Source organism: Burkholderia sp. 9779_493, assembly GCF_015712215.1.
GTDB classification, from domain to species: Bacteria; Pseudomonadota; Gammaproteobacteria; order Burkholderiales; family Burkholderiaceae; genus Burkholderia; species Burkholderia cenocepacia.
In genome coordinates this window covers 182050-205925 of the sequence record NZ_JACCQA010000014.1, presented here as the reverse complement: position 1 = coordinate 205925, position 23876 = coordinate 182050, and the positions used below count along the sequence as shown (strand labels likewise).

The 23876-nt window shown below is 68.2% G+C and carries 20 protein-coding genes; 12 read left to right on the top strand and 8 right to left on the bottom strand.

Annotated features, from left to right (window positions below):
* Positions 1-195: 195 nt before the first annotated feature.
* From H0X95_RS17020 to H0X95_RS16985, 8 genes are all read left to right on the top strand, one after another.
* Positions 196-1332: a muconate/chloromuconate family cycloisomerase gene (locus H0X95_RS17020; RefSeq protein WP_059722905.1), complete on the top strand. Its 1137-nt coding sequence runs from the start codon at positions 196-198 to the stop codon at positions 1330-1332.
* Positions 1333-1382: 50 nt separating this feature from the next.
* Positions 1383-2324 carry a catechol 1,2-dioxygenase gene (gene catA, locus H0X95_RS17015; protein WP_059722907.1) on the top strand — a complete coding sequence of 314 codons (942 nt, stop codon included), beginning with the start codon at positions 1383-1385 and terminating at the stop codon, positions 2322-2324.
* 116 nt (positions 2325-2440) lie between these two features.
* Positions 2441-3799: a Rieske 2Fe-2S domain-containing protein gene (locus H0X95_RS17010; RefSeq protein WP_006485411.1), complete on the top strand. Its 1359-nt coding sequence runs from the start codon at positions 2441-2443 to the stop codon at positions 3797-3799.
* Positions 3796-4284: a benzoate 1,2-dioxygenase small subunit gene (gene benB, locus H0X95_RS17005; protein ID WP_006485355.1), complete on the top strand. Its 489-nt coding sequence runs from the start codon at positions 3796-3798 to the stop codon at positions 4282-4284. The genes H0X95_RS17010 and benB overlap by 4 nt, the downstream gene beginning before the upstream one ends.
* 39 nt (positions 4285-4323) lie before the next feature.
* Positions 4324-5346: a benzoate 1,2-dioxygenase electron transfer component BenC gene (gene benC, locus H0X95_RS17000; protein ID WP_034203604.1), complete on the top strand. Its 1023-nt coding sequence runs from the start codon at positions 4324-4326 to the stop codon at positions 5344-5346.
* Complete coding sequence (gene benD, locus H0X95_RS16995; protein ID WP_059722908.1) at positions 5343-6119, top strand: benzoate diol dehydrogenase BenD; 777 nt, start codon at positions 5343-5345, stop codon at positions 6117-6119. Before benC ends, benD begins: the two co-directional genes overlap by 4 nt.
* Before the next feature lie 75 nt (positions 6120-6194).
* Positions 6195-6593 (top strand): RidA family protein, encoded by a 399-nt coding sequence (locus H0X95_RS16990; protein ID WP_059723087.1) that lies wholly within the window; start codon positions 6195-6197, stop codon positions 6591-6593.
* A gap of 89 nt (positions 6594-6682) precedes the next feature.
* Positions 6683-8530 (top strand): tannase/feruloyl esterase family alpha/beta hydrolase, encoded by a 1848-nt coding sequence (locus tag H0X95_RS16985; protein ID WP_059723090.1) that lies wholly within the window; start codon positions 6683-6685, stop codon positions 8528-8530.
* 132 nt (positions 8531-8662) lie between these two features.
* Here the strand turns inward: H0X95_RS16985 and H0X95_RS16980 are convergent, their stop codons facing one another.
* The 4 genes from H0X95_RS16980 to H0X95_RS16965 form a co-directional block, all read right to left on the bottom strand.
* Positions 8663-9469: an oxidoreductase gene (locus tag H0X95_RS16980; RefSeq protein WP_059722910.1), complete on the bottom strand. Its 807-nt coding sequence runs from the start codon at positions 9467-9469 to the stop codon at positions 8663-8665.
* Positions 9470-9504: 35 nt separating this feature from the next.
* Positions 9505-12645 (bottom strand): efflux RND transporter permease subunit, encoded by a 3141-nt coding sequence (locus H0X95_RS16975; protein WP_196446121.1) that lies wholly within the window; start codon positions 12643-12645, stop codon positions 9505-9507.
* The gene (locus H0X95_RS16970) at positions 12642-13766 is read right to left on the bottom strand and encodes an efflux RND transporter periplasmic adaptor subunit (protein ID WP_059722915.1); all 1125 of its coding nucleotides are present in this window, start codon (positions 13764-13766) and stop codon (positions 12642-12644) included. The genes H0X95_RS16975 and H0X95_RS16970 overlap by 4 nt, the downstream gene beginning before the upstream one ends.
* A gap of 82 nt (positions 13767-13848) precedes the next feature.
* A complete protein-coding gene (locus H0X95_RS16965) occupies positions 13849-14466 on the bottom strand; it encodes a TetR/AcrR family transcriptional regulator (protein ID WP_059722917.1) in 618 nt (205 codons plus the stop codon).
* 77 nt (positions 14467-14543) lie between these two features.
* On the opposite strand from H0X95_RS16965, the gene H0X95_RS16960 reads away from it, so the two are divergent.
* From H0X95_RS16960 to H0X95_RS16950, 3 genes are all read left to right on the top strand, one after another.
* On the top strand, positions 14544-16004 hold the full coding sequence (locus tag H0X95_RS16960) for an efflux transporter outer membrane subunit (protein WP_059722918.1): 1461 nt from the start codon (positions 14544-14546) through the stop codon (positions 16002-16004).
* A 152-nt stretch (positions 16005-16156) separates the two neighbouring features.
* Positions 16157-16453: a type II toxin-antitoxin system RelE/ParE family toxin gene (locus H0X95_RS16955; RefSeq protein ID WP_059722920.1), complete on the top strand. Its 297-nt coding sequence runs from the start codon at positions 16157-16159 to the stop codon at positions 16451-16453.
* A gap of 2 nt (positions 16454-16455) precedes the next feature.
* On the top strand, positions 16456-16821 hold the full coding sequence (locus H0X95_RS16950; protein ID WP_059722922.1) for an addiction module antidote protein: 366 nt from the start codon (positions 16456-16458) through the stop codon (positions 16819-16821).
* A gap of 90 nt (positions 16822-16911) precedes the next feature.
* Here H0X95_RS16950 and H0X95_RS16945 read toward each other — a convergent pair whose 3' ends face one another.
* From H0X95_RS16945 to coxB, 4 genes are read right to left on the bottom strand one after another with little or no spacing between them, the layout of a single operon-like run.
* Positions 16912-18495: a c-type cytochrome gene (locus H0X95_RS16945; RefSeq protein WP_059722924.1), complete on the bottom strand. Its 1584-nt coding sequence runs from the start codon at positions 18493-18495 to the stop codon at positions 16912-16914.
* The gene (locus H0X95_RS16940) at positions 18486-18887 is read right to left on the bottom strand and encodes a hypothetical protein (RefSeq protein WP_059722925.1); all 402 of its coding nucleotides are present in this window, start codon (positions 18885-18887) and stop codon (positions 18486-18488) included. The genes H0X95_RS16945 and H0X95_RS16940 overlap by 10 nt, the downstream gene beginning before the upstream one ends.
* Positions 18884-21523, bottom strand: coding sequence for a cytochrome c oxidase subunit I (gene ctaD / locus H0X95_RS16935; RefSeq protein ID WP_196446120.1), 2640 nt, complete (start codon positions 21521-21523; stop codon positions 18884-18886). Before ctaD ends, H0X95_RS16940 begins: the two co-directional genes overlap by 4 nt.
* A gap of 13 nt (positions 21524-21536) precedes the next feature.
* The gene (gene coxB / locus H0X95_RS16930; protein ID WP_059722927.1) at positions 21537-22598 is read right to left on the bottom strand and encodes a cytochrome c oxidase subunit II; all 1062 of its coding nucleotides are present in this window, start codon (positions 22596-22598) and stop codon (positions 21537-21539) included.
* 292 nt (positions 22599-22890) lie between these two features.
* Between coxB and H0X95_RS16925 the strand changes: the two genes are divergently transcribed.
* A complete protein-coding gene (locus H0X95_RS16925; RefSeq protein ID WP_043206011.1) occupies positions 22891-23874 on the top strand; it encodes an SDR family oxidoreductase in 984 nt (327 codons plus the stop codon).
* The last annotated feature ends 2 nt before the right edge of the window (positions 23875-23876 follow it).

Here is a 23876-nt window from a genome sequence, read left to right as displayed (position 1 = left end):
GCGCAACCCCGTTCCATCAACCCTCCGAGCCCGCCTACCTAACCAAAACAGGTATGGCGCACCGCAATATTTCGCGCCCACGGCCCGATTTCAATACCCAGCAGGTATCAAAAATCCCGTCCAAAAGTATTGGACGCCCCATTTCCCCGCCGCGTATAAATCCGTTCCATGAACAGCCCCCACGCAGCGCGCCCCATGTCCTCCGCCACCATCGAACGCATCGAAACCCGTCTCGTCGACCTGCCGACGATCCGCCCGCACAAGCTGTCGGTGGCCACGATGCACGGCCAGACGCTGATGCTCGTGAAGGTGTTCTGCAGCGATGGCGTGACCGGTATCGGCGAAGGCACGACGATCGCCGGCATGGCCTACGGCCCGGAAAGCCCGGAAGCGATGAAGCTCGCGATCGACGCGTATCTCGCACCGGCGATCGTCGGCCGTGACGCCACGCGCGTCCAGACGCTGATGGCGTTCGTCGGCAAGCTCGCGAAGGTCAACCACTTCGCGAAGAGCGCGCTCGAAACCGCGCTGCTCGACGCGCACGGCAAGCGGCTCGGCGTGCCGGTCAGCGAACTGCTCGGCGGCCGTCGCCGCGATCGCCTGCCGGTTGCATGGACGCTCGCGTCGGGCGACACGGCCACCGACATCGCCGAAGCCGAGCGCATGCTCGACACGCGCCGCCACAACGTATTCAAGCTGAAGATCGGCGCGAAGGCGCCGGAAATGGATATCCGGCACGTGGCCGACATCAAGAAGGCGGTCGGCGATCGCGCGTCGGTGCGCGTCGACGTGAACATGGCGTGGAGCGAAACGCAGGCCGCGCGCGCGATTCCGGCGCTCGCCGATGCGGGCTGCGAACTGGTCGAGCAGCCGGTCGCATCGGCCGCGGCGCTGGCGCGCCTGATGCGCCGCTTCCCGGTCGCGCTGATGGCCGATGAAATCCTGCAGGGCCCCGACAGCGCATTCGACATCGCGAAGCAGCACGGCGCGGACGTGTTCGCGATCAAGATCGAACAGAGCGGCGGCCTCTTCGCCGCGCAGCGCGTGGCCGCGATCGCGGATGCGGCCGGCATCGAGCTGTACGGCGGCACGATGCTCGAAGGCGCGTTCAGCACGGTGGCATCCGCGCACCTGTGCGCGAGTATCGCGAACCTGCAGTGGGGCACCGAACTGTTCGGGCCGCTGCTGATCACCGAAGAAATCCTGACGCAACCGCTGGATTACAGCGACTTCGAACTGACCGTGCCGGACGGCCCCGGTCTCGGCATCGCGCTCGACGAGGACAAGGTCAGGCGCTTCACCCGCGACGGGCTGACGAAAGTCGTGCGGTAATCGAGTCAGGCAAAGACCGTCATCCCCCTAATACACATGGAGACAGCATCATGAGCGTCAAGGTTTTCGATACCCGGGAAGTGCAGGACCTGCTGAAGGCCGCGTCGAACGCGGGAGGAAACGGCACCGGCGGCAACGCACGCACGCAGCAGATCGTGCTGCGCCTGCTCGGCGACCTGTTCAAGGCGATCGACGATCTCGACATCACGCCCGACGAAGTATGGGCGGGCGTCAACTACCTGAACAAGCTCGGTCAGGATGGCGAAGCAGCGCTGCTCGCGGCCGGCCTCGGTCTCGAGAAGTATCTCGACATCCGGATGGACGCCGAGGACGAGGCGATCGGGCTCGACGGCGGCACGCCGCGCACGATCGAGGGGCCGCTGTACGTGGCCGGCGCACCGGTGCGCGACAGCGTCGCGAAGATCGACCTCGACGCGGACGACGGCGCGGGCCCGCTCGTGATCCACGGCACGGTCACCGGTCTCGACGGCAAGCCGATCGCCGGCGCGGTGGTCGAATGCTGGCACGCGAATTCGAAGGGCTTCTATTCGCACTTCGACCCGACCGACAAGCAGAGCGATTTCAACCTGCGCGGCGCGGTGAAAACGGGCGCCGACGGCAAGTACGAATTCCGCACACTGATGCCGGTCGGCTACGGCTGCCCGCCGCAGGGCGCGACGCAGCAATTGCTGAACCGCCTCGGTCGCCACGGCAACCGTCCCGCGCACGTGCACTTCTTCGTGACGAGCGACGATCACCGCAAGCTGACGACACAGTTCAACATCGACGGCGATCCGCTGATCTGGGACGACTTCGCGTATGCGACGCGCGAGGAATTGATCCCGCCCGTGACCGAAAGAACCGGCGGCACGGCGCTCGGCATGAAGGCCGATGCGTACCAGGACATCGAGTTCAACTTCGTGCTGACGCCGCGCGTGCAGGGCAAGGACAACCAGATCGTCGAGCGCCTGCGCGCTTCCGCCGCGGCATAACTACCGGCGGCACGGCGGCGCGCGTGCGCCGCCGCTGCCGGCCGGTCCCCCGAGATTCAACCGATACCGATGCGAGCGTGCTTGCAGGACGCGGCACGCGCATGGAAGGAGCCATCATGTCCATCACGATCGACGCTACGAACGACCTGGATCACCTGCTGGAAACCGCCGTGCAGGATGACAAGGCGGCCGGCGTCTTCCGTTGCCGCCGCGACATCTTCACGAACGCGGCGCTGTACGAGCTCGAGATGAAGCACATCTTCGAGGGCAACTGGGTGTACCTGGCGCACGAAAGCCAGATTCCCGACAACAACGATTACTACACGACGTGGATCGGCCGCCAGCCGATCGTCATCACGCGCGACAAGACCGGCGAGCTGCATGCGGTCATCAATGCGTGTGCGCACAAGGGCGCGATGCTTTGCCGCCGCAAGCACGGCAACAAGGGCAGCTTCACGTGCCCGTTCCACGGCTGGACCTTCTCGAACACCGGCAAGCTGCTGAAGGTGAAGGACGAGAAGACGACCGAGTATCCGGTGCAGTTCAACACGCACGGCTCGCACGACCTGAAGAAGGTCGCGCGCTTCGCGAACTATCGCGGCTTCCTGTTCGGCAGCCTCAACGCCGACGTGCTGCCGCTCGAGGACTACCTCGGCGAAGCGCGCGTGATCATCGACCAGATCGTCGACCAGGCGCCGAACGGGCTCGAAGTGCTGCGCGGCAACTCGTCCTACATCTACGAAGGCAACTGGAAGATGCAGATGGAGAACGGTTGCGACGGCTATCACGTCAGCACCGTGCACTGGAACTATGCGGCGACGATGGGCCGCCGTAAGGCGGACGGCACCAAGGCGGTCGACGCGAACAGCTGGAGCAAGTCGGTCGCGGGCGTGTACGGCTTCGACCACGGCCACATCCTGCTGTGGACGCAGACGATGAACCCGGAGGTGCGGCCCGTGTATCAGCACCGCGACGAGATCCGGGCGCGCGTCGGCGACGTGCAGGCCGACTTCATCGTGAACCAGACGCGCAACCTGTGCGTGTATCCGAACGTGTTCCTGATGGACCAGTTCAGCACGCAGATCCGCGTGGTGCGACCGCTCGGCGTCGACAGGACCGAAGTCACGATCTTCTGCTTCGCGCCGAAAGGCGAGAGCGAGGCCGATCGCACGACGCGGATCCGCCAGTACGAGGATTTCTTCAACGTGACCGGCATGGGCACGGCCGACGATCTCGAGGAGTTCCGCGCGTGCCAGGCCGGCTATGCGGGCATCACGGCGATGTGGAACGACCTGTCGCGCGGCGCGCCGCTGTGGGTCGACGGGCCGGACGAGAACGCGAAAAAGATGGGGCTGAACCCGCGCATTTCGGGAGAACGCAGCGAGGACGAAGGGCTGTTCGTGTGCCAGCACGAACACTGGGTGCACGTGATGCGCGATGCGCTGAAGAAGGAACGCGGGGAGGTGGCGGCATGAGCTTCGATTACCGGACGATTTGCGCGGCGCTGTATCGTGAAGCGCGCCTGCTTGACGATCGCGAGTGGGACGCGTGGCTGACCTGCTACACGGAGGACGTCACGTACTGGATGCCCGCATGGGACGACGACGATCGGCCGACCGACGATCCGCAGAGCCAGATCTCGCTGATGTATTACGCGGACCGCGGCGGCCTCGAGGATCGCGTGTTCCGGATCAAGACCGAGCGCAGCGGCGCATCGACGCCCGAGCCGCGTACCAGCCACAACGTGACGAACGTCGAGGTGCTGGCCGAACGCGACGACGAGGTGGACGTGCGCTACAACTTTCACACGCTGAACCACCGTTATCGCGTGACCGATCACTTCTTCGGCACGATGTTCGTCACGTTGCGACGCACGGGCGACGCGCTGCTGATTTCACGCAAGAAGATCGTGCTGAAGAACGATTACATCCGGCAGGTGCTCGACGTCTATCACGTCTGACGCCGTTGGCCTGTCATGAAAGGAAGTGGAGGTGACGCGATGTCCAGCTACAAGATTGCACTGAATTTCGAGGACGGGGTGACCCGCTTCATCGACTGCAAGGCCGGCGAGAAGGTGCTCGATGCAGCCTTTCGCGCGAAGATCAACCTGCCGATGGATTGCTCCGACGGCGTGTGCGGCACCTGCAAGTGCCGCGCCGAAAGCGGCCGCTACGACCTCGGCGACGATTACATCGACGATGCGCTGACCGAGGACGAGAAGGACGGCGGCCTCGTGCTGACGTGCCAGATGGTGCCGCAAAGCGATTGCGTGATCGCGGTGCCGACGTCGTCGGTCGCCTGCAAGACCGGGCAGAGCGCCTTTGCCGCGACGGTCACGAAGGTCGAGCAGCACAACGATGCGGCCGTCGTGCTCGAACTCGACGTCGGCGCCAGCGCGCCGGTGTTCCTGCCGGGCCAGTACGTGAACATCGGCGTGCCGGGCAGCGGCCAGCATCGCTCGTATTCGTTCTCGTCGGCGCCGGGCGACGCGAAGGTCGGCTTCCTGATCAAGAAGATTCCAGGCGGCGTGATGAGCACGTGGCTCGAATCGGCGCAGCCCGGCGACACGCTCGAACTGCACGGGCCGCTCGGCAGCTTCTACCTGCGCGACGTGCAGCGGCCGCTGCTGTTCCTCGCCGGCGGTACGGGCCTCGCGCCGTTCCTGTCGATGCTCGAGGTGCTCGCGCGCAGCGGCTCGCAGCAGAAGGTGCACCTGGTCTACGGCGTGACGCGCGATCTCGATCTGGTGCTGGTCGATGCGCTCGAGGCGGTGGCGGCGAGGCTGCCGAACTTCAGCTTCGCGACGGTCGTCGCGGACGCCGCGTCGAGCCATCCGCGCAAGGGCTGGGTCACGCAGCACATCCCGGCCGACGCGCTGAACGACGGCGACGTCGACGTGTATCTGTGCGGGCCGCCGCCGATGGTCGACGCGGTGCGCCAGTACTTCGACGACGCGGGCGTGAAGCCGAACAGCTTCCACTACGAGAAGTTCACCCCCAACGTCACGGCAAAGGCGGCATGACCATGCAACGATTCTCCGGCAAGGTCGTCGTCGTCACCGGCGCGGCGCAGGGCATCGGCCGCGGTGTCGCGCTGCGCGCGGCGGCAGAGGGCGGCAAGGTGCTGTTCGTCGATCGCGCGGATTTCGTGGCCGAGGTGGCCGCGGAAGCGCCGGGCGGCGATACGGCCGGCTTCGTCGCCGATCTCGAGACGTACGAAGGCGCGCATGCCGCGATGGCGCACGCGGTGCGGACGTTCGGCGGCATCGACATCCTGATCAACGGCGTCGGCGGCGCGATCCGCATGCGGCCGTTCGCCGAGTTCGAGCCTGCGCAGATCGACGCGGAAATCCGCCGCTCGCTGATGCCGACGCTCTATGCCTGTCACGCCGTGCTGCCGCACCTGCTCGCGCGCGGCGGCGGCACGATCGTCAACATCTCGTCGAACGCGACGCGCGGCATCCGGCGCGTGCCGTATTCGGCGGCGAAGGGCGGCGTCAACGCGCTGACGTCGGCGCTTGCGATGGAATATGCGGAACACAACATCCGCGTCGTCGCCACCGCGCCGGGCGGCACCAGCGCGCCGCCGCGCCGCGTGCCGCGCAATGCGGCCGGCGACACCGAGCAGGAGCAGGCGTGGATGGGCGAGGCCGTGCGGCAGGTAACCGAATCGACGTACTTCAAGCGCTACGGCACGCTGGACGAACAGATCGCGCCGATCCTGTTCCTCGCGTCGGACGAGGCGAGCTACATCACGGGCACGGTGCTGCCGGTGGCGGGTGGCGATACGGGTTGAAGGGCGTATCGCTGGCCATTGTTTCATCGACAACCGCAGACGGCCGGCGCGACGATGCCGGCCACGGAGACAATCATGCATGAACGCAAAGCCATCGTTCCGGCGGGAATGGAAGCGGTGTACGAGAAGATCGGCTACGCGCCGGGACTGAAGGTCGGCGATACGCTTTACGTATCCGGCCAGATCGGCCGCGACGCGGCGATGCAGCTGGTCGAGGATCGCGAAGCGCAGATCGTGCAGGCGTTCGAGAACCTGAAGCAGGTGCTGGAGGCGGCCGGCGCATCGTTCGACGATGTGGTCGACCTCACGACGTTTCACACCGACATGCGCGACCTGCCGCTGTTCATGCAGGTGCGAGACCGCTATTTCGATGCGCATCCGCGGCCCGCGTGGACGGCCGTCGGCGCGCACATGCTCGGCGGCGCGCCCGGCTATATCGTCGAGATCAAGGCGGTGGCGGTGCTGCGCGACTAGTCGATGCGGTGCCCGCGGTTTTGGCGCGTGCATCGGCTTTCCCTGTACGCGAATCGATCAAGAGAGAACGGAGGGGTGGAATGGCGTCGATGCTCAAAGGTAGAACCCGTCGTGGTGGATGGTGCTTCGGCATGGCTGTCGCGGCATCCGTGGCCGGCATGTTGATGGTGTCCGGTTGCAACGACAACGAAGTCCAGGATGCCGGAGGCGGCACGGCCGATGCTGCGTTGACCTGCGATCAGACGATGAAGGCGCGATTCGCGCCGGATGCGAACACGACGGTGATCGCGGTGAAGTCGTTCAAGGCAGGCGATCCGCTGGTGCTCGATGCGTCCGCGGTCACGTCCGCGACGCCCGTCGCCGGCAACAGCCTGTGTCTCGTCAAGCTGAACGTCGGGCCAGGCCACGCGGGCCCGTCAGGCGCGCCGTCGACGTCGGCCGGCATCGGGATGGAAATCTGGCTGCCCGCGCCGTCGAACTGGAATCGCAGAATTCACAACCTCGGCGGCGGCGGGTGGCAGGGCGGTGCGTACGGCGACCCGACGAAGATTGCTAGCGCGGGTGCGACGCCGAGCGCCGCGACGATCGCGGCGTCCGAGGGCGCGGTGGTCGGCACGACGGATACCGGGCACGCGATCCAGAACGGATCGTTCGCGATGAATCCGGACGGCACGATCAATACGACGCTGTGGAACGACTTCGCGCAGCGCAGCCTGCACGAACTGGCGCTCAAGACGAAGGCGCTGGTTGCCGCGTATTACGCGACACCGCAAAAGTATGCGTACTGGGACGGCTGCTCGACCGGTGGCCGGCAGGGCTACAACGAAGCGCAGAACAATCCGTCCGACTACGACGGCTACCTGAACGGCGCGCCTGCGTTCAACTGGTCGAAGTTCATTACGGGCGAGCTGTATCCGCAGGTCGTCGCGCAGGTCGATCTCGGCGGCGTGACGCTGACGGATGCGCAGCAGTCGCTGCTGTCGGGGGCGGCGGTCAGCGCGTGCGATGTGGTTGGCGGCCAGCATCTCGGTTACCTGATGGACCCGGCCCAGTGTCGCTACGATCCGACCCAGGACGCGAACGTACTGTGCTCGGGCGTGAAGATCGGCGCCGTCGCCGGCATGAACACGACGGCCGCGTGCGTGACGGCCGCGCAGGCCACCGCGATGAACAAGACCTGGTACGGGATGACGCGCGATGGCTCGGTGCCGAATCCGGCACTCGACACCGGCACGGCGACGTCGCTCGCCAGCAACCAGATGTGGTTCGGGCTGATGCGGGGCACGGGCACCGGCGCGCTGGCCGGCGCGACCCCGTTCAGCATCTCGACCGACCTCGTCGCGCTGGAGCTGCAGGACCCGACGATCGCCGGCGCCGGCTTCACGAACGCGACCGGAAACGGCGCGAACAAGTGGAAGGGCCTCGGCTATGCGGGTCTCGCGAACGCCTATGACCAGGGGATCGCGCTGCAGTCGTCGTTCGGCAACATCAATACCGATAACCCGGACCTGTCGGGGCTCGTGAAGCATGGTGCGAAGGTGCTGCATTACCACGGTCTTGCCGATCCGCTGATCACGCCGTCGGGCAGCATCCACTACTACGAACGCGTCGCGAGCCGGATGGGTGGCATACCGGCGGTGCAGCAGTTCGACCGGCTGTTCCTCGTGCCGGGCATGGGGCATTGCAGCGGCTATGGCGGCGTCAATGGCACGGCCGGCCCGGCGCAAACGGCCAATACGGTGCCGTTGCCGCATGCCGACCGGCAGGACCTGTATGCGCAGTTGGTCAACTGGGTCGAAAACGGCAACGCGCCGGCGAGCATCAAGCTGACCTCGGCGGACGGCAGCGCGAGCCAGCCCGTGTGCATGTATCCGACGAAGGCCGCGTACAACGGTTCGGGGTCGATCCGGGACGCGGCGAACTATTCGTGCAAATGACGGGCGAGCACGCTGCGGCATGTCGCGTCGCGATTGCCGGTGCATGTCGATGATGGGCGGCCTCGGCGCGGGGCCGAGCTTCGCGAACAGCTCGGGCATCCTCGTTCAAAGACGTTTCGCCGGCGCACCGCGTCACGCGAGCCGGAATTTCTTGCGCAGGCTCGAATCGACCGGGCCGGCCGGCATGAAGCGCCGCAACGTGCGCAAAAGCGATGCTTCGCCGCTCGGCGCGCGTCGCATGCGCCACGCGCCGAGCGCGGCCTCGACGATGGTGCTCGCCACCCCATCGGGCTCGGGCGCCGCTTTCACGTTGTCGACGATCGCGCGTGACGCAAGCGTCCGTTCGCGGTCGTAATCGGCGATGCTTGCATTCGCATGCGGCGCATTGACGTCGAGGCTGGTCCGCGTAAACGACGGTTCGACCAGCGTTGCGCGAATGCCGAACTGGCGTACCTCGTGATCGAGCGTTTCGGTCAATCCCTCGACCGCATGCTTGGACGCCGCATAGAGGCCCATGTACGGCGCCGGCAAGAAGCCGAGCACCGAACTGACGTTGACGATGCGTCCGCCGCGTCGTGCGCGCATGTGCGGCAACACGGCCTGCACCGTGCGCAGGATGCCGAGCACGTTGGTGTCGAACAATGCCGTCGCTTCGGCCACCGACGTTTCCTCCACCGCGCCGATCAGGCTCGTGCCCGCATTGTTAACGAGCACGTCGATACGCGCGGCCCGCTCGATGATCGTACGGATTCCGGATTGAACGGACGCATCGTCGCGCACGTCCATGTCGATCAGTTCGACGCCGGCGACGGGCGCGGTTCGGGTAATGCTGCGCACGGTGCCGAACACCCGGCACTCGCGTTTGGCGAACTGCTCTGCGGTCGCGCGCCCGATGCCTGACGACACGCCGGTCACGACGACAACGGTAGGGTTCGACATGGCTGTTTCCTTCGAAAGGGTGAGTGGGGGAAGGGTCAGTTGCGTGCGTCGAGCGCGGCCGCAAGCGTGGAGTCGGGCAGTGACGCCGGTTCGGGCTCGCCGCGATGCGAGCCGGCGGTGCGTCCCGGCCCGATCCTGAACCAGATCGCGTACATCGCCGGCAGGAACACCAGCGTGAGGATCGTGCCGGCGAACGTGCCGCCAATCAGCGTGTAGGCGAGCGTGCCCCAGAACACCGAATGCGTGAGCGGAATGAACGCGAGCACGGCGGCCATCGCGGTGAGGATCACCGGCCTTGCGCGCTGCACGGTCGCTTCGACGACCGCATGGAACGGGTCCAGCCCGGCCTGTTCGTTCTGGTGAATCTGCCCGATCAGGATCAGCGTGTTGCGCATCAGGATCCCCGACAACGCAATGAGCCCGACCAGCGCATTGATGCCGAACGGCTGCCGGAACAGGATCAGTGTGGGCACCACGCCGATCAGCCCGAGCGGGCTCGTCATGAACACCATCACCATCGCCGAGATCGAGCGCACCTGGAAGATGATGATGACGAGCGTGATCGCGAGCATGATCGGGAACAGCGGCAGCATCGCCTTCGTTGCCTTGCCGGATTCCTCGATGGAGCCGGCTTCCTCGATCCTGTAGCCGCTCGGCAACCTGGCCATGATCGGCTGAAGCTGCTTCGTGATGGCAGCCGATACGTCGGGCGGCTGCAAGCCGTCGGCGATGTCGCCGCGCACCGTGACCGTCGGCACGCGATCGCGCCAGCGCATGATCGGTTCCTCCATCCGCACGTCGACCTTGCCGACCTGCGACAGTGGAATGCGCTGCCCGTTCGCGCCGGCGAGCGTGAAGTCGTCGAGCCGCGCCGGGTTGAGCCGCGCATCGCCGCCCGAACGCGCGACGACCTGCACGGTCCGGATGTCCTCGCGCACCGCGGTGACCGGCACGCCGGTCAGCAGGAACTGCAACTGCTGCGCGACCGCGCTGGACGTCAACCCGACCGCCTGCAGGCGATCCTGCTGCAACATGAAGTGCAGCGTCGGCGCGCGAGTGCCCCAGTCGGCATTGACCGTGCGCATCATCGGGCTGCCGGTCATCACGTGCCCGACTTCGGACGCGATACCGCGCAGCGTGTCCGGATCGGGGCCGGTAATCCGGTAGGCGACCGGGAACGGCGAATATGGGCCGAACACGAGTTGCGTGACGCGCACGCGCGCTTCGGGCGCGAGGCCGTCGGCGACGGCGCGGCGCAGGCGCGCCTTCAATGCGTCGCGTTCGTCCTGGCTGTCGGTGCGCACCACGATCTTCGCGAACGACGGATCGGGCAGCTCCGGACCCATCGCCAGGTAGAAGCGCGGCGCGCCCTGGCCGACGTACGCGGTGACGATCCGCGCTTCCTTCTGCTTCGCGAGCCACGCTTCGACCTTCGACGCGGCGGCGCTCGTTTGCGAAATCGACGTGCCGTACGGCATCTGCACCTCGACGAGCACCTCGGGGCGATCGGAGATCGGGAAGAACTGCTTCTTGACGACGGCCATGCCGAGAATGGCGAGTGCAAACAGGCCGACGACGGACCCCGCAACCAGCCATTTACGTGCGATCACGCGCGTCAGCACCTGTCGGAAACGGTTGTAGCGCGGCGTGTCGTAGATGGCGTCGTGGCCGCCTTCGATCGTCCTGAAGTCGGGCAGCATCTTCACGCCGAGGTACGGCGTGAACACCACCGCCACGACCCACGATGCGATCAGCGCGATCCCGACGATCCAGAACATGTTGCTGGTGTATTCGCCGGCGGTGGAGCGCGCGAAGCCGTTCGGCATGAAGCCGACCGCGGTCACCAGCGTGCCGGCCAGCATCGGCGCGGCCGTATGGCTCCACGCATAGGCCGATGCGGCCACGCGCCCGTAGCCTTGCTCCATCTTCACGACCATCATTTCGATCGCGATGATCGCGTCGTCGACGAGCAGCCCGAGCGCGAGAATCAGCGAGCCGAGCGTGATGCGGTCGAAGTTCTTGCCGGTGGCGGCCATCACGACGAACACCACGGCCAGCGTCAGCGGCACGGCCGCGGCGACGACGAGCCCCACGCGCCAGCCCATGCTGACGAAGCTCACGAGCATGACGACGAGCAGCGCGGCGAAGAACTTGACCATGAACTCGTCGACGGCCGAGCTGATGTTCACGGATTGATCTGTGACCTTGGTCAGGCTCATGCCGAGCGGCAGTTCGCGGTTGATCGCGCCGACTTCTCCATCCAGCGCGCGGCCGAGGTCGAGCCCGTTCCAGCCGTCGCGCATCACGATGCCCAGCAGCAGCGCGGGCTCGCCGTTGTTGCGGATCATGAACGTCGACGGATCTTCGTAGCCGCGCTCGACGGTCGCGATGTCCGACAGCTTCAGCGTGCGGCCTTGCGAGACGATCGGCGTGTCGCGGATCTTCTGCAGCTTGTCGAATGCACCGTCTACACGAATGAAGATCTCCGGCCCGCGCGTCTCGACGGAACCGGCCGCCGTCAGCACGTTCTGGCCGTTGAGCGCGGCGAACACGTCCTGCGGGCTCACGCCGAGCGTCGCGAGCCGGTCGTGCGACAGCTGCACGTAGATGCGCTCGGCTTGCTCGCCGACGATGTCGACCTTCTTCACGCCCGCCACGTGCAGTAGCCGCTGGCGCAACGCTTCGGCGTCGCGCACCAGCAGGCGCTGCGGTTCGCCCTTGGCCTTCAGCGCGAACAGCGCGAACGTGACGTCCGCGTATTCGTCGTTGACCATCGGGCCGATCACGCCGGCCGGCAGATCGTTCGCCGTGTCGCCGATCTTCTTGCGCGCCTGGTAGAACTGTTCCTGCACTTCCGACGGCGGCGTGCTGTCGAGCAGTGTCAGCGTCGTGATCGCGAGACCCGGGCGCGTATAGGTTTCGGTGCGGTCGTACCAGCGCAGCTCCTGCATGCGCTTTTCGATCTTTTCGGCGACCTGATCGTGCATTTCCTGCGCGGTGGCGCCCGGCCATGCGGTGACGATGGTCATCACCTTGATCGTGAACGCCGGGTCTTCCGCGCGGCCCAGCTTGAAGAACGACACGAGGCCAGCCAGCGAAATCAGGCCGATCAGGAACAGCGTGATCGCGCGCTCGCGCACGGCGAGCGCAGACAGGTTGAAGCGGCGTTCGCTCACGGCCGTGCTCCTTCGCTCGCGATCGTGGCGGCCTGCGCGGACACGCGGACCGCTTCGCCTTCGTGCAGCAACTGCGCGCCGAGCGCGACGACGCGCTCGCCTGGCTTGAGTGCGCCGTCGCCGGACACGCGCGCGCTGTCGTCGTCGAGATGCTCGACCTTGACCGGCCGCCACGTCACCCTGGCCGGTTCGCCGGCGACGACCCACACACCGGGCCCTTTGCCCGCGTCCAGCAGCGCGCCGATCGGCACCTGCATGCCGCGTGGCGAAGCCGTGCGCGCGTCGTCCGGCAGGCGGATCGTGACGGTCGCGCCCAGCGGGGCATTGGCCAGCACGCCTTGCAGCACGTAGCGCGCTTCGAACGTACGCGTTCTCGGATCCGCGGTGTCGGAAAGCTGGCGCAGCGTCGCGGGGACGCTGACGTCCGGCTTGCCGAACAGCCCGGCCTGTGCGACCGACCCGATCGCCGGGCGCAGGGTTTCGGGCAGCTGGATCACGGCCTCGCGGCTGCCGGCGTGCGCGAGCCGCACCACCGGTTGTCCCGCGCTGACGACCTGACCGGGCTCCGCGAGCGTTTCCATCACCACGCCGTCGCCGTCCGCGACGAGTTGCGCATAGCCGGTCGCATTGCGCGCGACGTCGGCGTCGGCCTCGGCGGCGCTCAACTGCGCTTTCGCGGCATCGGCCGCGGCCTTGGCCTGATCGTACGCGGATGCCGATATCGCGCCGGTGCCGCGCAGGTCGCGGTAGCGGGCTTCGTCCTCGGCGGTCTGCCGCGCGCGGGCCCGTGCGGCGGCGACGGCCTCGTCGCGTGCGCGCGCCGCGAGCTTCAGGTCGATCGGGTCGAGCCGCATCAGCGGCTGGCCGCGCCGCACGGTCTGCCCGGTATCGACGAGCCGCTCCAGCACCTTGCCGGCTACCCGGAACCCGAGATCGCTCTGCACGCGCGCGGCGACGGTTCCGGTGAACGAGCGGGACGTGGGAACGGCCGCCTGCACGACGGCGGTACGCACGAGCGGCGCCTCCGTGCGCGGATCGGACGGCGCTTTACCGCTGCAGGCGGCTAGCGCGAGGGGCAGTGCGGAAGCGACTGCGAAGAAAGCGAGGCGACGCCGAACCATGAAAGACCCAGTGACGAAGTGAGCGGGGCTTTCATTGTGTATCTAGTGACCAATATAGTCAATAGTCACAAAGGGTGCCGGTTCACGGCGCGAGGCTTCGGAGGACGAGGCTGGACAGCTGGGTGGGCGCGGCGTCGGTCGTGTCGAGGTTGTACTGCAGCAGCAGCGGGTTCAGGTACGGCCGCATCACGAGGTAGATCGCCGTCGCGGTTTCGTCCAGCGGCGTCTTGCGCTCGAACTCGCCGTTTTGCCGGCCTTCCTGCAGGACGTCTTGCAGCAGCTTCTGCACGCGCGCCTCGTAGGCCTGCACCGACGGCCAGTTTCCGGTGGCGGCCGACGCCGCGATGTCGTACAGCTTGCGGTCGCGGAAAAACAGCCTCAGGCTCGCTTCGGTGAAGACCTTGAACATCCGCCGCAGCTTTTCGGTGGGCAGTTCGGCCTCGGCGACGGCCGCGCGCACGTCCGTCTCGATCTCGTGCAGGCAGTGCGCGCAGATCATCTCGCCGATCGCCTGCTTCGACTCGAAGAACTTGTAGATATAGGCCTTCGAGAAGCCGATCGCCTTCGCGAGGTCCGACACGGTCGTCTTTTCATAGCCGTACCGGCTGAAGTGCTCGGTGGCGGCGGCCACGATCTGGTCGCGGACGTCGTGGTCGGCCGGGCCGCGCGCGGGCGCCGGGGAAGGGTCGATTTTTTTCATGAGCTGCAGCTGACAGGAATGGACAACGAGTGACTATTTGGTATTATAGTCACTACCGGATTCTTGCTAAAGCCCTCATGCTACCCAAACCCATCGTTGCCGCGGCGCTGGCCGCCATCTTGTCGGCGGGGTGTGCCGTCGGTCCCGACTATGTGCGGCCGGACGTGGCGATGCCGCAGCAGTTCCAGGGCCAGCGCGCCGTGGACCAGCGCCACGCGGCGGCCGACGCCGACCTCGCGACGTGGTGGGCGGGCTTCGGCGATCCGCAACTGAGGGAATACGTCACGCTGGCGCTCGCGCAGAACCTTGATCTTGCGCAAGCCGCGGCGCGCGTCGCGCAGGCGCGCGCGGGCCTCGGTGCGGCGACTGCGGCGCTGCTGCCGTCGGGCAATGTGAGCGGGCAGGCGGCGCGCGTCTACCAGTCGGTGGAAACGCCGCTGGGGCGCGTGTTGAATGCGACGCCCGGTTTCGACCGTCATGGCAACGACTACGAGGTTGATCTCGACGCGAGCTGGGAGCTGGACGTATTCGGCGGGTTGCGCCGCGGCCGTGAAGCGGCCCTCGCCGATTATCAGGCATCCGAAGCGGCGGCGGTTGCGACGCGGCTCGCCGTCGCCGCGCAGACCGCAGACACCTACATCACGATTCGCGGATTGCAGGGCCGGCTCGAGGTCGCGCGACACCAGGTGCAGACCGAGCAGGATCTGCTGTCGACCCTCAATCTCCTCTATGGAAAGGGCCTCGCGGCGGAGCTTCAGGTGCGGCAGGCCGAAGGCGCGCTCGCGCAGGTTCGTGCCACGGTGCCGGTGCTCGAAGCGGCGCTGGACGCGGCGATGAATGCGCTCGACGTGATGCTCGGCGCGCAGCCCGGCACGCATCGCGCGGAATTGCTCGCCGGCGGCGAGATTCCGGTCGCGCCGCGGATCGCGGCGACCGGCACGCCGGGCGAACTGCTGCGGCGCCGGCCCGACCTGATCGCCGCCGAGCGGCGCGTGGCGGCGTCGAACGCACGCATCGGCGTGGCTATTGCCGAGTATTACCCGAAGTTCTCGCTGGGCGGGTTGATCGGCAGCGCGACGACGATGGGCGCGGGCAACCTGTTTGCCGGCGGCGCGAACCAGGCTGCGGGCGTGCTCGGCTTGCGCTGGCGTCTGTTCGATTTCGGCCGGGTCAATGCACAGATCGCGCAGGCCAAAGGGCAGGATGCCGAAATGCTGGCCGCGTATCGGCTCGCGGCGCTGCGTGCGACCGAGGACGTCGAGAATGCGTTCTCCGCGCTCGTCAAGCGTGACGAGCAGGCGGCCATTCTCGGCGATGGCGTGAATTCGCTCGCCCGCGCGCGGACCGCGTCGTTTGCGGCCTATCAGAAAGGGGTGGTCAGCCTGATCGAGGTGTTGCAGGCCGATGAAAGCCTGTTGCGTGCGTCCGACGAACGCGTGCGGGCGAGAACCGAATCGGCGCGCGCGGCGGTCGCGGCGTTCAAGGCGCTCGGGGGCGGGTGGCAGGCGCCGGGAGCGCAAGCCGTTGCGAGTCGGTAGCGGTAGCTTCGAAACCTGGTGGGTCGGGACGGGCACGCGTCGAATGATCGCGGTTCGTGGCGCCGTGCGCTGGGCGCGTTCACGGTGCCTACGGATATGGAGAGCAACGCGGACTAGTAGCCGTGGCGTCCCCTATGGGTTACAATCGCTTCATGTTCAAAGTCCTGACCACTCCCCAATTTGACAAATGGCTCGGTGGTCTTCGCGACCCGGTCGGCAGCGCGGCGATCAGCCTACGCATCGAGCGGGCGAAGCTCGGCAACCTTGGCCAGTGGCGTGCGATCGGCGACGGCGTCAACGAAATGAAGATCGATGTAGGGCCGGGGTACCGAGCCTACTTCGTGCGGCGCGGAAAGATAATCGTCGTGGTGTTGTGCGGTGGGGACAAGTCGACGCAGAAGAAGGACATCAAGACGGCGAAGCAAATCGCCGCCGAACTGGAGGATTGAAGATGAAAATCAGCGAACTGGCCGAATTCGATGGCTCGAAGTACCTGAAGGACGAGGAAGCGATTCGTCACTACCTGGCGCAGGCGTTTGAAGATGGAGATCCTCGACTGATCCAGGCCGCGCTCGGCAACGTCGCGAAGGCGCGCGGCATGACGGCGCTGGCGCGCGAGTCCGGTGTGAAGCGTGAGGCGCTCTATCGCGCGCTGTCGGAGGGTGGGAACGCGGAATTTGCAACGATCATGAAGGTCGTCGCCGCGTTGGGTTTGCATCTGACCGTTGCGCCGACCACGCAGAACGCCGAAGCGGGCCGCGGGCCTGAACCGACCTCGCGCACGCGCTCGCACGCACGTGCGGCGGCCCACGGATGATGTCACCAGGGGCGGGCTGCATGCTTCACGCCAAGCCCGCCCGTATTGACCCGCTCGGCGTCGCCCGGCAAGCCCGCAGGCAGCACGCCGTTACCGATGTATCGCCCCCCGCAACCGCCTCACATCCCGCTCCGATACCGGCGCGGCCCGATTCCCCCACGCGCCGCGCACGTAGCTGACCACCGCCGCGATTTCGCCGCTCGTCAGCGCGCCGCGCATCGCCGGCATCCGTTGCACCGGCCCCGGTTTGCCCGGCGTGGGCCGCGCCCCTTCGACCACGATCCGGATCGTGCTGGTCGGATCGGCTGCGAGCACGACCGAGTTGCCTACGAGCGCCGGCCCCCGATCACGCACGCCCGTGCCGTCCGCACCGTGGCAACGCGCACAGAACCCCGCATACACGCCGGCCCCCGGCGCCTGCTGGCCGCTTTCCGGCCGCGGGCCGGCGGCCGTGCGCCGCGGGACGCCGACGCCCAGCGGATTCGTCGCGGCAGTCGGTTGCGCCGGCAACGACTTCAGGTACACGGCGATCGCATGGCGGTCGGCATCGGTCAGCAACGCGGTGCTTTCGCCGACGACCGGCGCCATCGCGCCGAACACCGCGCCGCGCGCCGCATGGCCGCTGCGCAGGAACGCGGCGATGTCGTCGGCGGACCAGCGGCCGAGGCCGTCCGGGCTCGCGCCGGTCAGGTTCGGCGCGAACCAGTGATCGTTGATGCCGCCGGTCAGGAACGCGGGGCTGCGCTCGTCGTAGCCGCGTTCGTTGTAGGCCGGCCCGCGCGGCGTATGGCACGCGCCGCAATGGCCGAGCCCCTGCACGAGATACGCGCCGCGATTCCATTCGGCCGACTGCGACGGCTGCGGCGTGAACCGGTCGCGGTTCGCGAACGCGAGGCTCCACAGCCCCAGCGCCCAGCGCTGGTTGAACGGAAACGGCAACCGCGTGAGCTTCGCCGCATTCGCGGACGGTGCGACGCCGCGCATGAAATACGCATACAGCGCGCGCACGTCGTCGTCGGTCAGGTGCGCGAGCGACGGGTACGGCATCGCCGGATACAGCCGGCTGCCGTCCGCGCGCACGCCGCGCCGCAGTGCATCGTCGAACTGGCGCAGCGTGTAGTGGCCGATCCCGTGCGTCGGGTCCGGCGTGATGTTCGGCGCGTAGATCGGCCCGAACGGCGAATTCACCGGCTGGCCGCCCGCGTACGGCGTATGGTCGGCCGCGTCGTGGCACGCGGCGCAATCGCCGGCGAGCGCGAGGTAGCGGCCGCGCGCGAGCGTCGCGGCGTCGGCGCTCGCGGCGGCCGCGGCGATCACCGGGCGGCGGGCGGTCGACGTGGAGGCCGCCTCGGGCGGCGGGGGGGACGCCGCGGACGATGGCGCATCGGCCACCGACGCGTCCCGGTCGCGTGACAGCCGCCGGTCGTCCTTCACGCGCGCGGACATCGACGCAGCGGCATCGGCCGCCGACGCACCGATCCGCACGAACCGCCAGCCCGACGCGGGCTCGGGCGCTTCCGCCGCCGACGCGGCGTCGGCTGCATTGCCGGGTGCGGCCGTGTTGTCGTCCCGCTGCATGTCGCATCCGCAGAGCGCGACGCACACGGCGAACGCGACGCCCGCGCGGCGGCGCGGAACGCGGAACGGAAACGAAGCGAACGAGATCAGCGCCATGGACTGCAAGGCCCCACGAAAGCGGTGACGATCCCCGTGAATACGAGACCGATCACGAAGCCGAGCGCGGCGAGCATCCCGCAGCGCGCGAGAAAGCGGGTACTGTCGTCGCGGGTCGCGACCGACGCATCGGCATCGTGCCGGCGCCGCCACGCGCGCGCGAGCCACGTCGCGCAGGCCGCGGCCAACGCGAACGCGCCCGCGGCGATCAGCGCAAGCCATACGCCGACGTGCGCCCAGCGCGGCGCGGCCTGCGCGACGCCGAGCGGATAGCACGCGGTGGACGCGAGCGTCTCGGACACCAGCATCTGCGCGAACCACAGCGCGGGCGCGCCGACCAGGCCGGCGGCGATCGCGAGCAGCGGTGTCCACGTGCGTCGTGCATCGTTCATCCGGTGCTCCTCAGCCAGAACGGCGACACGTACAGCGCGGTGAAGATGAACAGCCACACGATGTCGACGAAGTGCCAGTAGAGCCCGCCGACCGTCAGTGCGACGCGCCGTTCGCGGCCGAAGAAACCGGCGGCGGTCCAGCCGGCGAGCAGCGCGAGGATCGCGAGACCGGCGACGACGTGCGCGAGGTGGAACCCGGTGATCGTGAAGTAGAGGCTGCCGTACAGATGCGCGGTCGGGCCGTACGGATGGTCGCGCCATTCGTGCAGCTGGACCAGCGCGAACGCGATGCCGAGCACCAGAGCGACGACGAGCATCGCGACCGCGCGCCCCTGGCGGCCGGCCCGCACCGCGCGCTCGGCGAGCCACACGAACACGCTGCTCGACAGCAGCACGACCGTGTTGACGGCCGCGAGCCCGATCTTCGGCATTCCTTCGGGCGGCCACGGCGCGGGCCATTGCGACTGCAGGTAGAAGTAGCAGAACAGCAGGTAGCCGAACAGCCCGGCCTCGGTGACGATCAGCGTGAGCACGCCCCACCAGCCGCCCGCGCGTTCGCCGCAACTGCCCACCGGCAGCGGCGCGACGCACGCGGCCGGCGCGCCGGCCGGCACCGTCGGCGACGGCGGTTCGTCCGGACGAGGGCCAGCCGCGGCCGCGGGCGCCTGCGTGTCGGCGCGAGCCGGCAGCCGCGCGCGTTGGCCGAGCGTGCGGCGCGGCCACAGCCACGCGGCGGTGGCGATCGCGCAACCGGCGACGGCCACGCAGACGAGCGTCGGCGAGCGCGCGAGCATCGCCGCGAACACGGCGGTCGTCAGCAGCGCGAGCACGAACGGCACGCAACTGTCCTCGGGCATTTTCAGGATCGCGCTCGGCGTCGCGGCGAGCGGCGTGACCGCGAGCGCCTCGCGCCCGTCCGCGAGCCGGTAGCCGACCCGCAGGCTGGTGCGTTGCGGATCGTCGCGCGTTTCCCACAGCGGATGCCGCGACGCGACGAGCGGCAGCACCGCGAAGTTGTACACGGGCGTCGGCGACGCGACCGACCATTCGAGGCCCGCCGCACCCCACGGGTTGTCGCCGGCGCGCACGCCGCGCCGCGCGCTCACCAGCGCGTTGACGACGAACATCACGATGCCGATTCCGAACACGAACGAGCCGATCGTCGTCAGCAGGTTCGACGTGTCCCAGCCCATCCCGGACGGATAGGTATAGATGCGGCGCGGCATCCCGAGCAGCCCGGAAATATGCATCGGAAAGAAGCCGAGATTGAAGCCGACCAGCACGACCCAGAAGGTCCAGCGGCCGAACCGCTCGTTCATCATCCGCCCGGTGAATTTCGGGAACCAGTACGCGACGCCGCCGAGCACCGGGAACACGTTGATGCCGAGCAGCACGTAATGCAGGTGCGCGACGACGAAGTACGTATCGGTGAGCTGCCAGTCGAGCGGCACGGCCGCGGTCATCACGCCCGACACGCCGCCGATCACGAACATCAGCACGAAGCCCGCGAAATACAGGAACGGCGTGCGGAACACCGGGCGGCCGGTCCAGATCGTCGCGATCCATGCGAACACCGCGACCGCGCTCGGGATCGAGATCAGCATGCTCGCGGCGCCGAAGAACGCGAGCGCGAGCGGCGCGATGCCCGTTGCGAACATGTGGTGGACCCACACCTCGAAGCCGATCAGCATCGTCGCCACGGTCGACACCGCGACGGCCTCGTACGCGACGAGCGGCCGCCGGCAGAAGGTCGGCAGCGCATCCGACACGATCCCCATCGCCGGCAGCACGACCACGTAGACCCACGGATGCGCGAACATCCAGAACAGGTGCTGCCACAGCAGCGGCCGGCCGCCGTGCGCGACGTCGAAGAAATGCGTGCCGGCATTGCGGTCGAGCCACAGCAGCAGGAACGCGAGGCTCACCGACGGCACCGCGACCAGGTTCGCGACCGACGCGGTCAGCGTGCCCCACACGATGATCGGCAGCCGGTCGATCGACATGCCGTGCGCGCGCATCCGCAGCAGTGTGACGACGAAGTTCGCGGCGCCGCCGGTCGTCGAGATGCCGAGCAGGATCATCCCGAGCGCATAGATGTCGATGTTCGCGCCGGCGCTGTAGTCGAGCGACGTGAGCGGCACGTAGTTGAACCAGCCGCCGTCCGGCACCGCGCCGAGCGGAAAGCTCGCATACAGGAACAGCCCGGCGAACAGGAACGCCCAGTACGAGAACGCGTTCAGCCGCGGGAACGCCATGTCGCGCGAGCCGAGCATCAGCGGCCACAGGTAGTTCGCGAAACCGGACAGCACCGGCAGCGCGTACAGGAAGATCATCGTGACGCCGTGCATCGTGAACAGCGAATCGTATTGCGCGGGCGTCAGCACGGTCGCGTTCGGCCGCGCGAGCTGGATGCGCATCACGAGCGCCTCGACGCCGCCGAGCAGCAGGAACACGAATGCGGTGACGATGTAGCGCAGCCCGATGCGCTTGTGATCGACGGTGCCGAGCCAGCCGCGCCAGCCGGGTGCCGATTCCCACAGCTCGGCCAGCGCGCGCTCGTGCGCGGAACCGGGCGGCGCGTCGCCGAGATCGGGTACGCGGCTGAGCGGGGTGGGCGTGTCGCGGGCAATGGCCATCGGCATCCTCCGTTCAGTGCAGCGTCGCGAGATACGCGGCGAGATCGTCGGCGTCGCGCGGCGCGAGCGCGATCGACGGCATCAGCGATTGCGGCTTGACCTGCTGCGCATGCGCGATCCAGCGGCGCAGGTTGTCGGGCGTGTTGTCCAGCGTGCCGGCCGCGAGCAGCCGGCGCGTGCCGACGTGCGTGAGATCGGGGCCCGCGTCGCCCGCGGCGTCGGTGCCGCGCACCGCGTGGCAGCCCGCGCAGCGCGCGGCGAACACGCGCTGGCCGCGGCGTTCGGCGTTGGCGCCCGCCGCGGGTGCCCGGGCCGGTTGGCGCTGCGCGGCGAGCCATGCGTGAAACGCAGCCGGCGGCTCGGCCACGACTTCGAACGCCATGTGCGCATGTTGCGCGCCGCAATACTGCGAGCATTGGCCGCGATAGATGCCGGGCCGGTCGGCCTGCAGCCATTGGCGGTTGGTCTGGCCGGGAATCGTCTGGGTCTTGCCGGCAAGTTGCGGCACCCAGAACGCGTGGATCACGTCGGCGCTCTTCAGTTCGATCGCGACGGGCTCGCCTACCGGAATATGGATCTCGTTCGCGGTGTCGAAGGCCGGGCCGCCCGCATCGTCCGGATAACGAACGGCCCACCACCAGTCTTGTGCGGTCACGGTGATCGTCAGCGCGGGCGGGCGCGGCGGTGCGGCGACCATGCCCAGCACGCGCAGCATGTACACGAGCGCGCCGAACAGCAGCAGGATCGAGATCGCGGAGCCTACCGTCACGATCGTCAGGCCGCTGCCGTGGCCGCCGCCTGTCCGTGCGCGACGACGAAACAGCGCGATCAGCAGCAGCATGGCGATCGCGATGCAGACGAACGTACACAGCGCGAGCAGCGCCCAGCCGAGCACGAACACCGGCTGCGCGGCGGGGCCGGCCGCGTGCACGACGTACGCGAGCGGCAACGGCGCGGCCGGATCGCCGGGCGCCGCAGGCGCGGCGGCCGCGCACGCGACGCTCGGCGCGACCGCGCACGCGAACGGTGCGACACGCGTGATATGACGCGTTTTGCGGGACAGCGGAACGAGCAACGAGACTCCTTGCCGGACGCACCGGCATGACGACAGCCGTTCGCGGCGGAGCAAATTTCGTGCGCGTGCGGCCGGCGCGGAGGCGGCCGCGAGGTGGCGGGATTGCGCGCACGACGGCCGGCGCGTTACAGCCGGCTTGTAAATTGGGCGACCGTTCACGGCTCGCGCCGAGGCCATACGGCCCCGGCGGCCGACGGCATGTCGTTTGCTGCGCCGATCGCGTTCCGGCACGTTGCGGCGCGAAAGCTTCGACGGCGTGCCGGCCATCATCGAAAAACGGGAGGACTCGACCGTGAAGACCGTCGCGATCACGGGTGCAAGCGCGGGCGTCGGTCGCGCGACCGCCCACGCGTTCGCGCGACTCGGCGCGAACGTCGCGCTGCTCGCTCGCGATCCGCGCGCGCTGCACGACACCGCGTGCGAGGTGCGCGCGTATGGCGTCCAGGCGCTGCCGATTGCCGTCGACGTCAGCGATGCGGCTGCGCTCGACGCGGCGGCCGAGCGGATCGAACACGAACTCGGGCCACTCGACGTGTGGGTCAACAACGCGATGGTGACCGTGTTCGCGCCGTTCGACGCCATCTCGCCGGAAGACTATGCGCGCGTGACGGCCGTCACCTACCTCGGCTGCGTGTACGGCACGCGTGCCGCGCTCGCACGGATGGCCCCGCGCAACCGCGGCACGATCGTGCAGGTCGGCTCGGCGCTCGCATACCGGTCGATTCCGTTGCAGGCCCCGTACTGCGGCGCGAAACACGCGATCCGCGGCTTTACCGACGCGCTGCGCTGCGAGCTGCTGCATGCACACAGTCATGTGCGCGTGACGATGGTGCAATTGCCCGCGATCGACACGCCGCAGTTCGACTGGGCCGAATCCGTGCTGCCGCATGCACCGCGTCCGGTCGCGCCGGTCTATGCGCCGGAGGTGGCGGCCGATGCGATCGTGCACGCCGCGCGGCATCCGTGCCGCGAGCGCTGGGTCGGCTGGTCGTCGCTCGCGGCGATCGTCGCGAACGGCCTTGCCCCCGGCTGCTTCGACCGCTATCTCGCGCGGACGGCCGTGCGCGGCCAGCAGCGCGCGGCGCGGGCCGGCCCGCGCCCGTCGAACCTGTGGGAGCCGGTGCCGGGCCGGCATGCGACGCGCGGCGCGTTCACCGACGAAGCGCGCCGCACCGGCGCCGAGGCCGGGCTCGGCGCGTCGCGCGCGCTCGCGTTCGGCGCGGCCGTCGCGGTGCTCGCGGCTGCCTTTTCCGCCGCGCGCAAATGGCACCGGTGAGC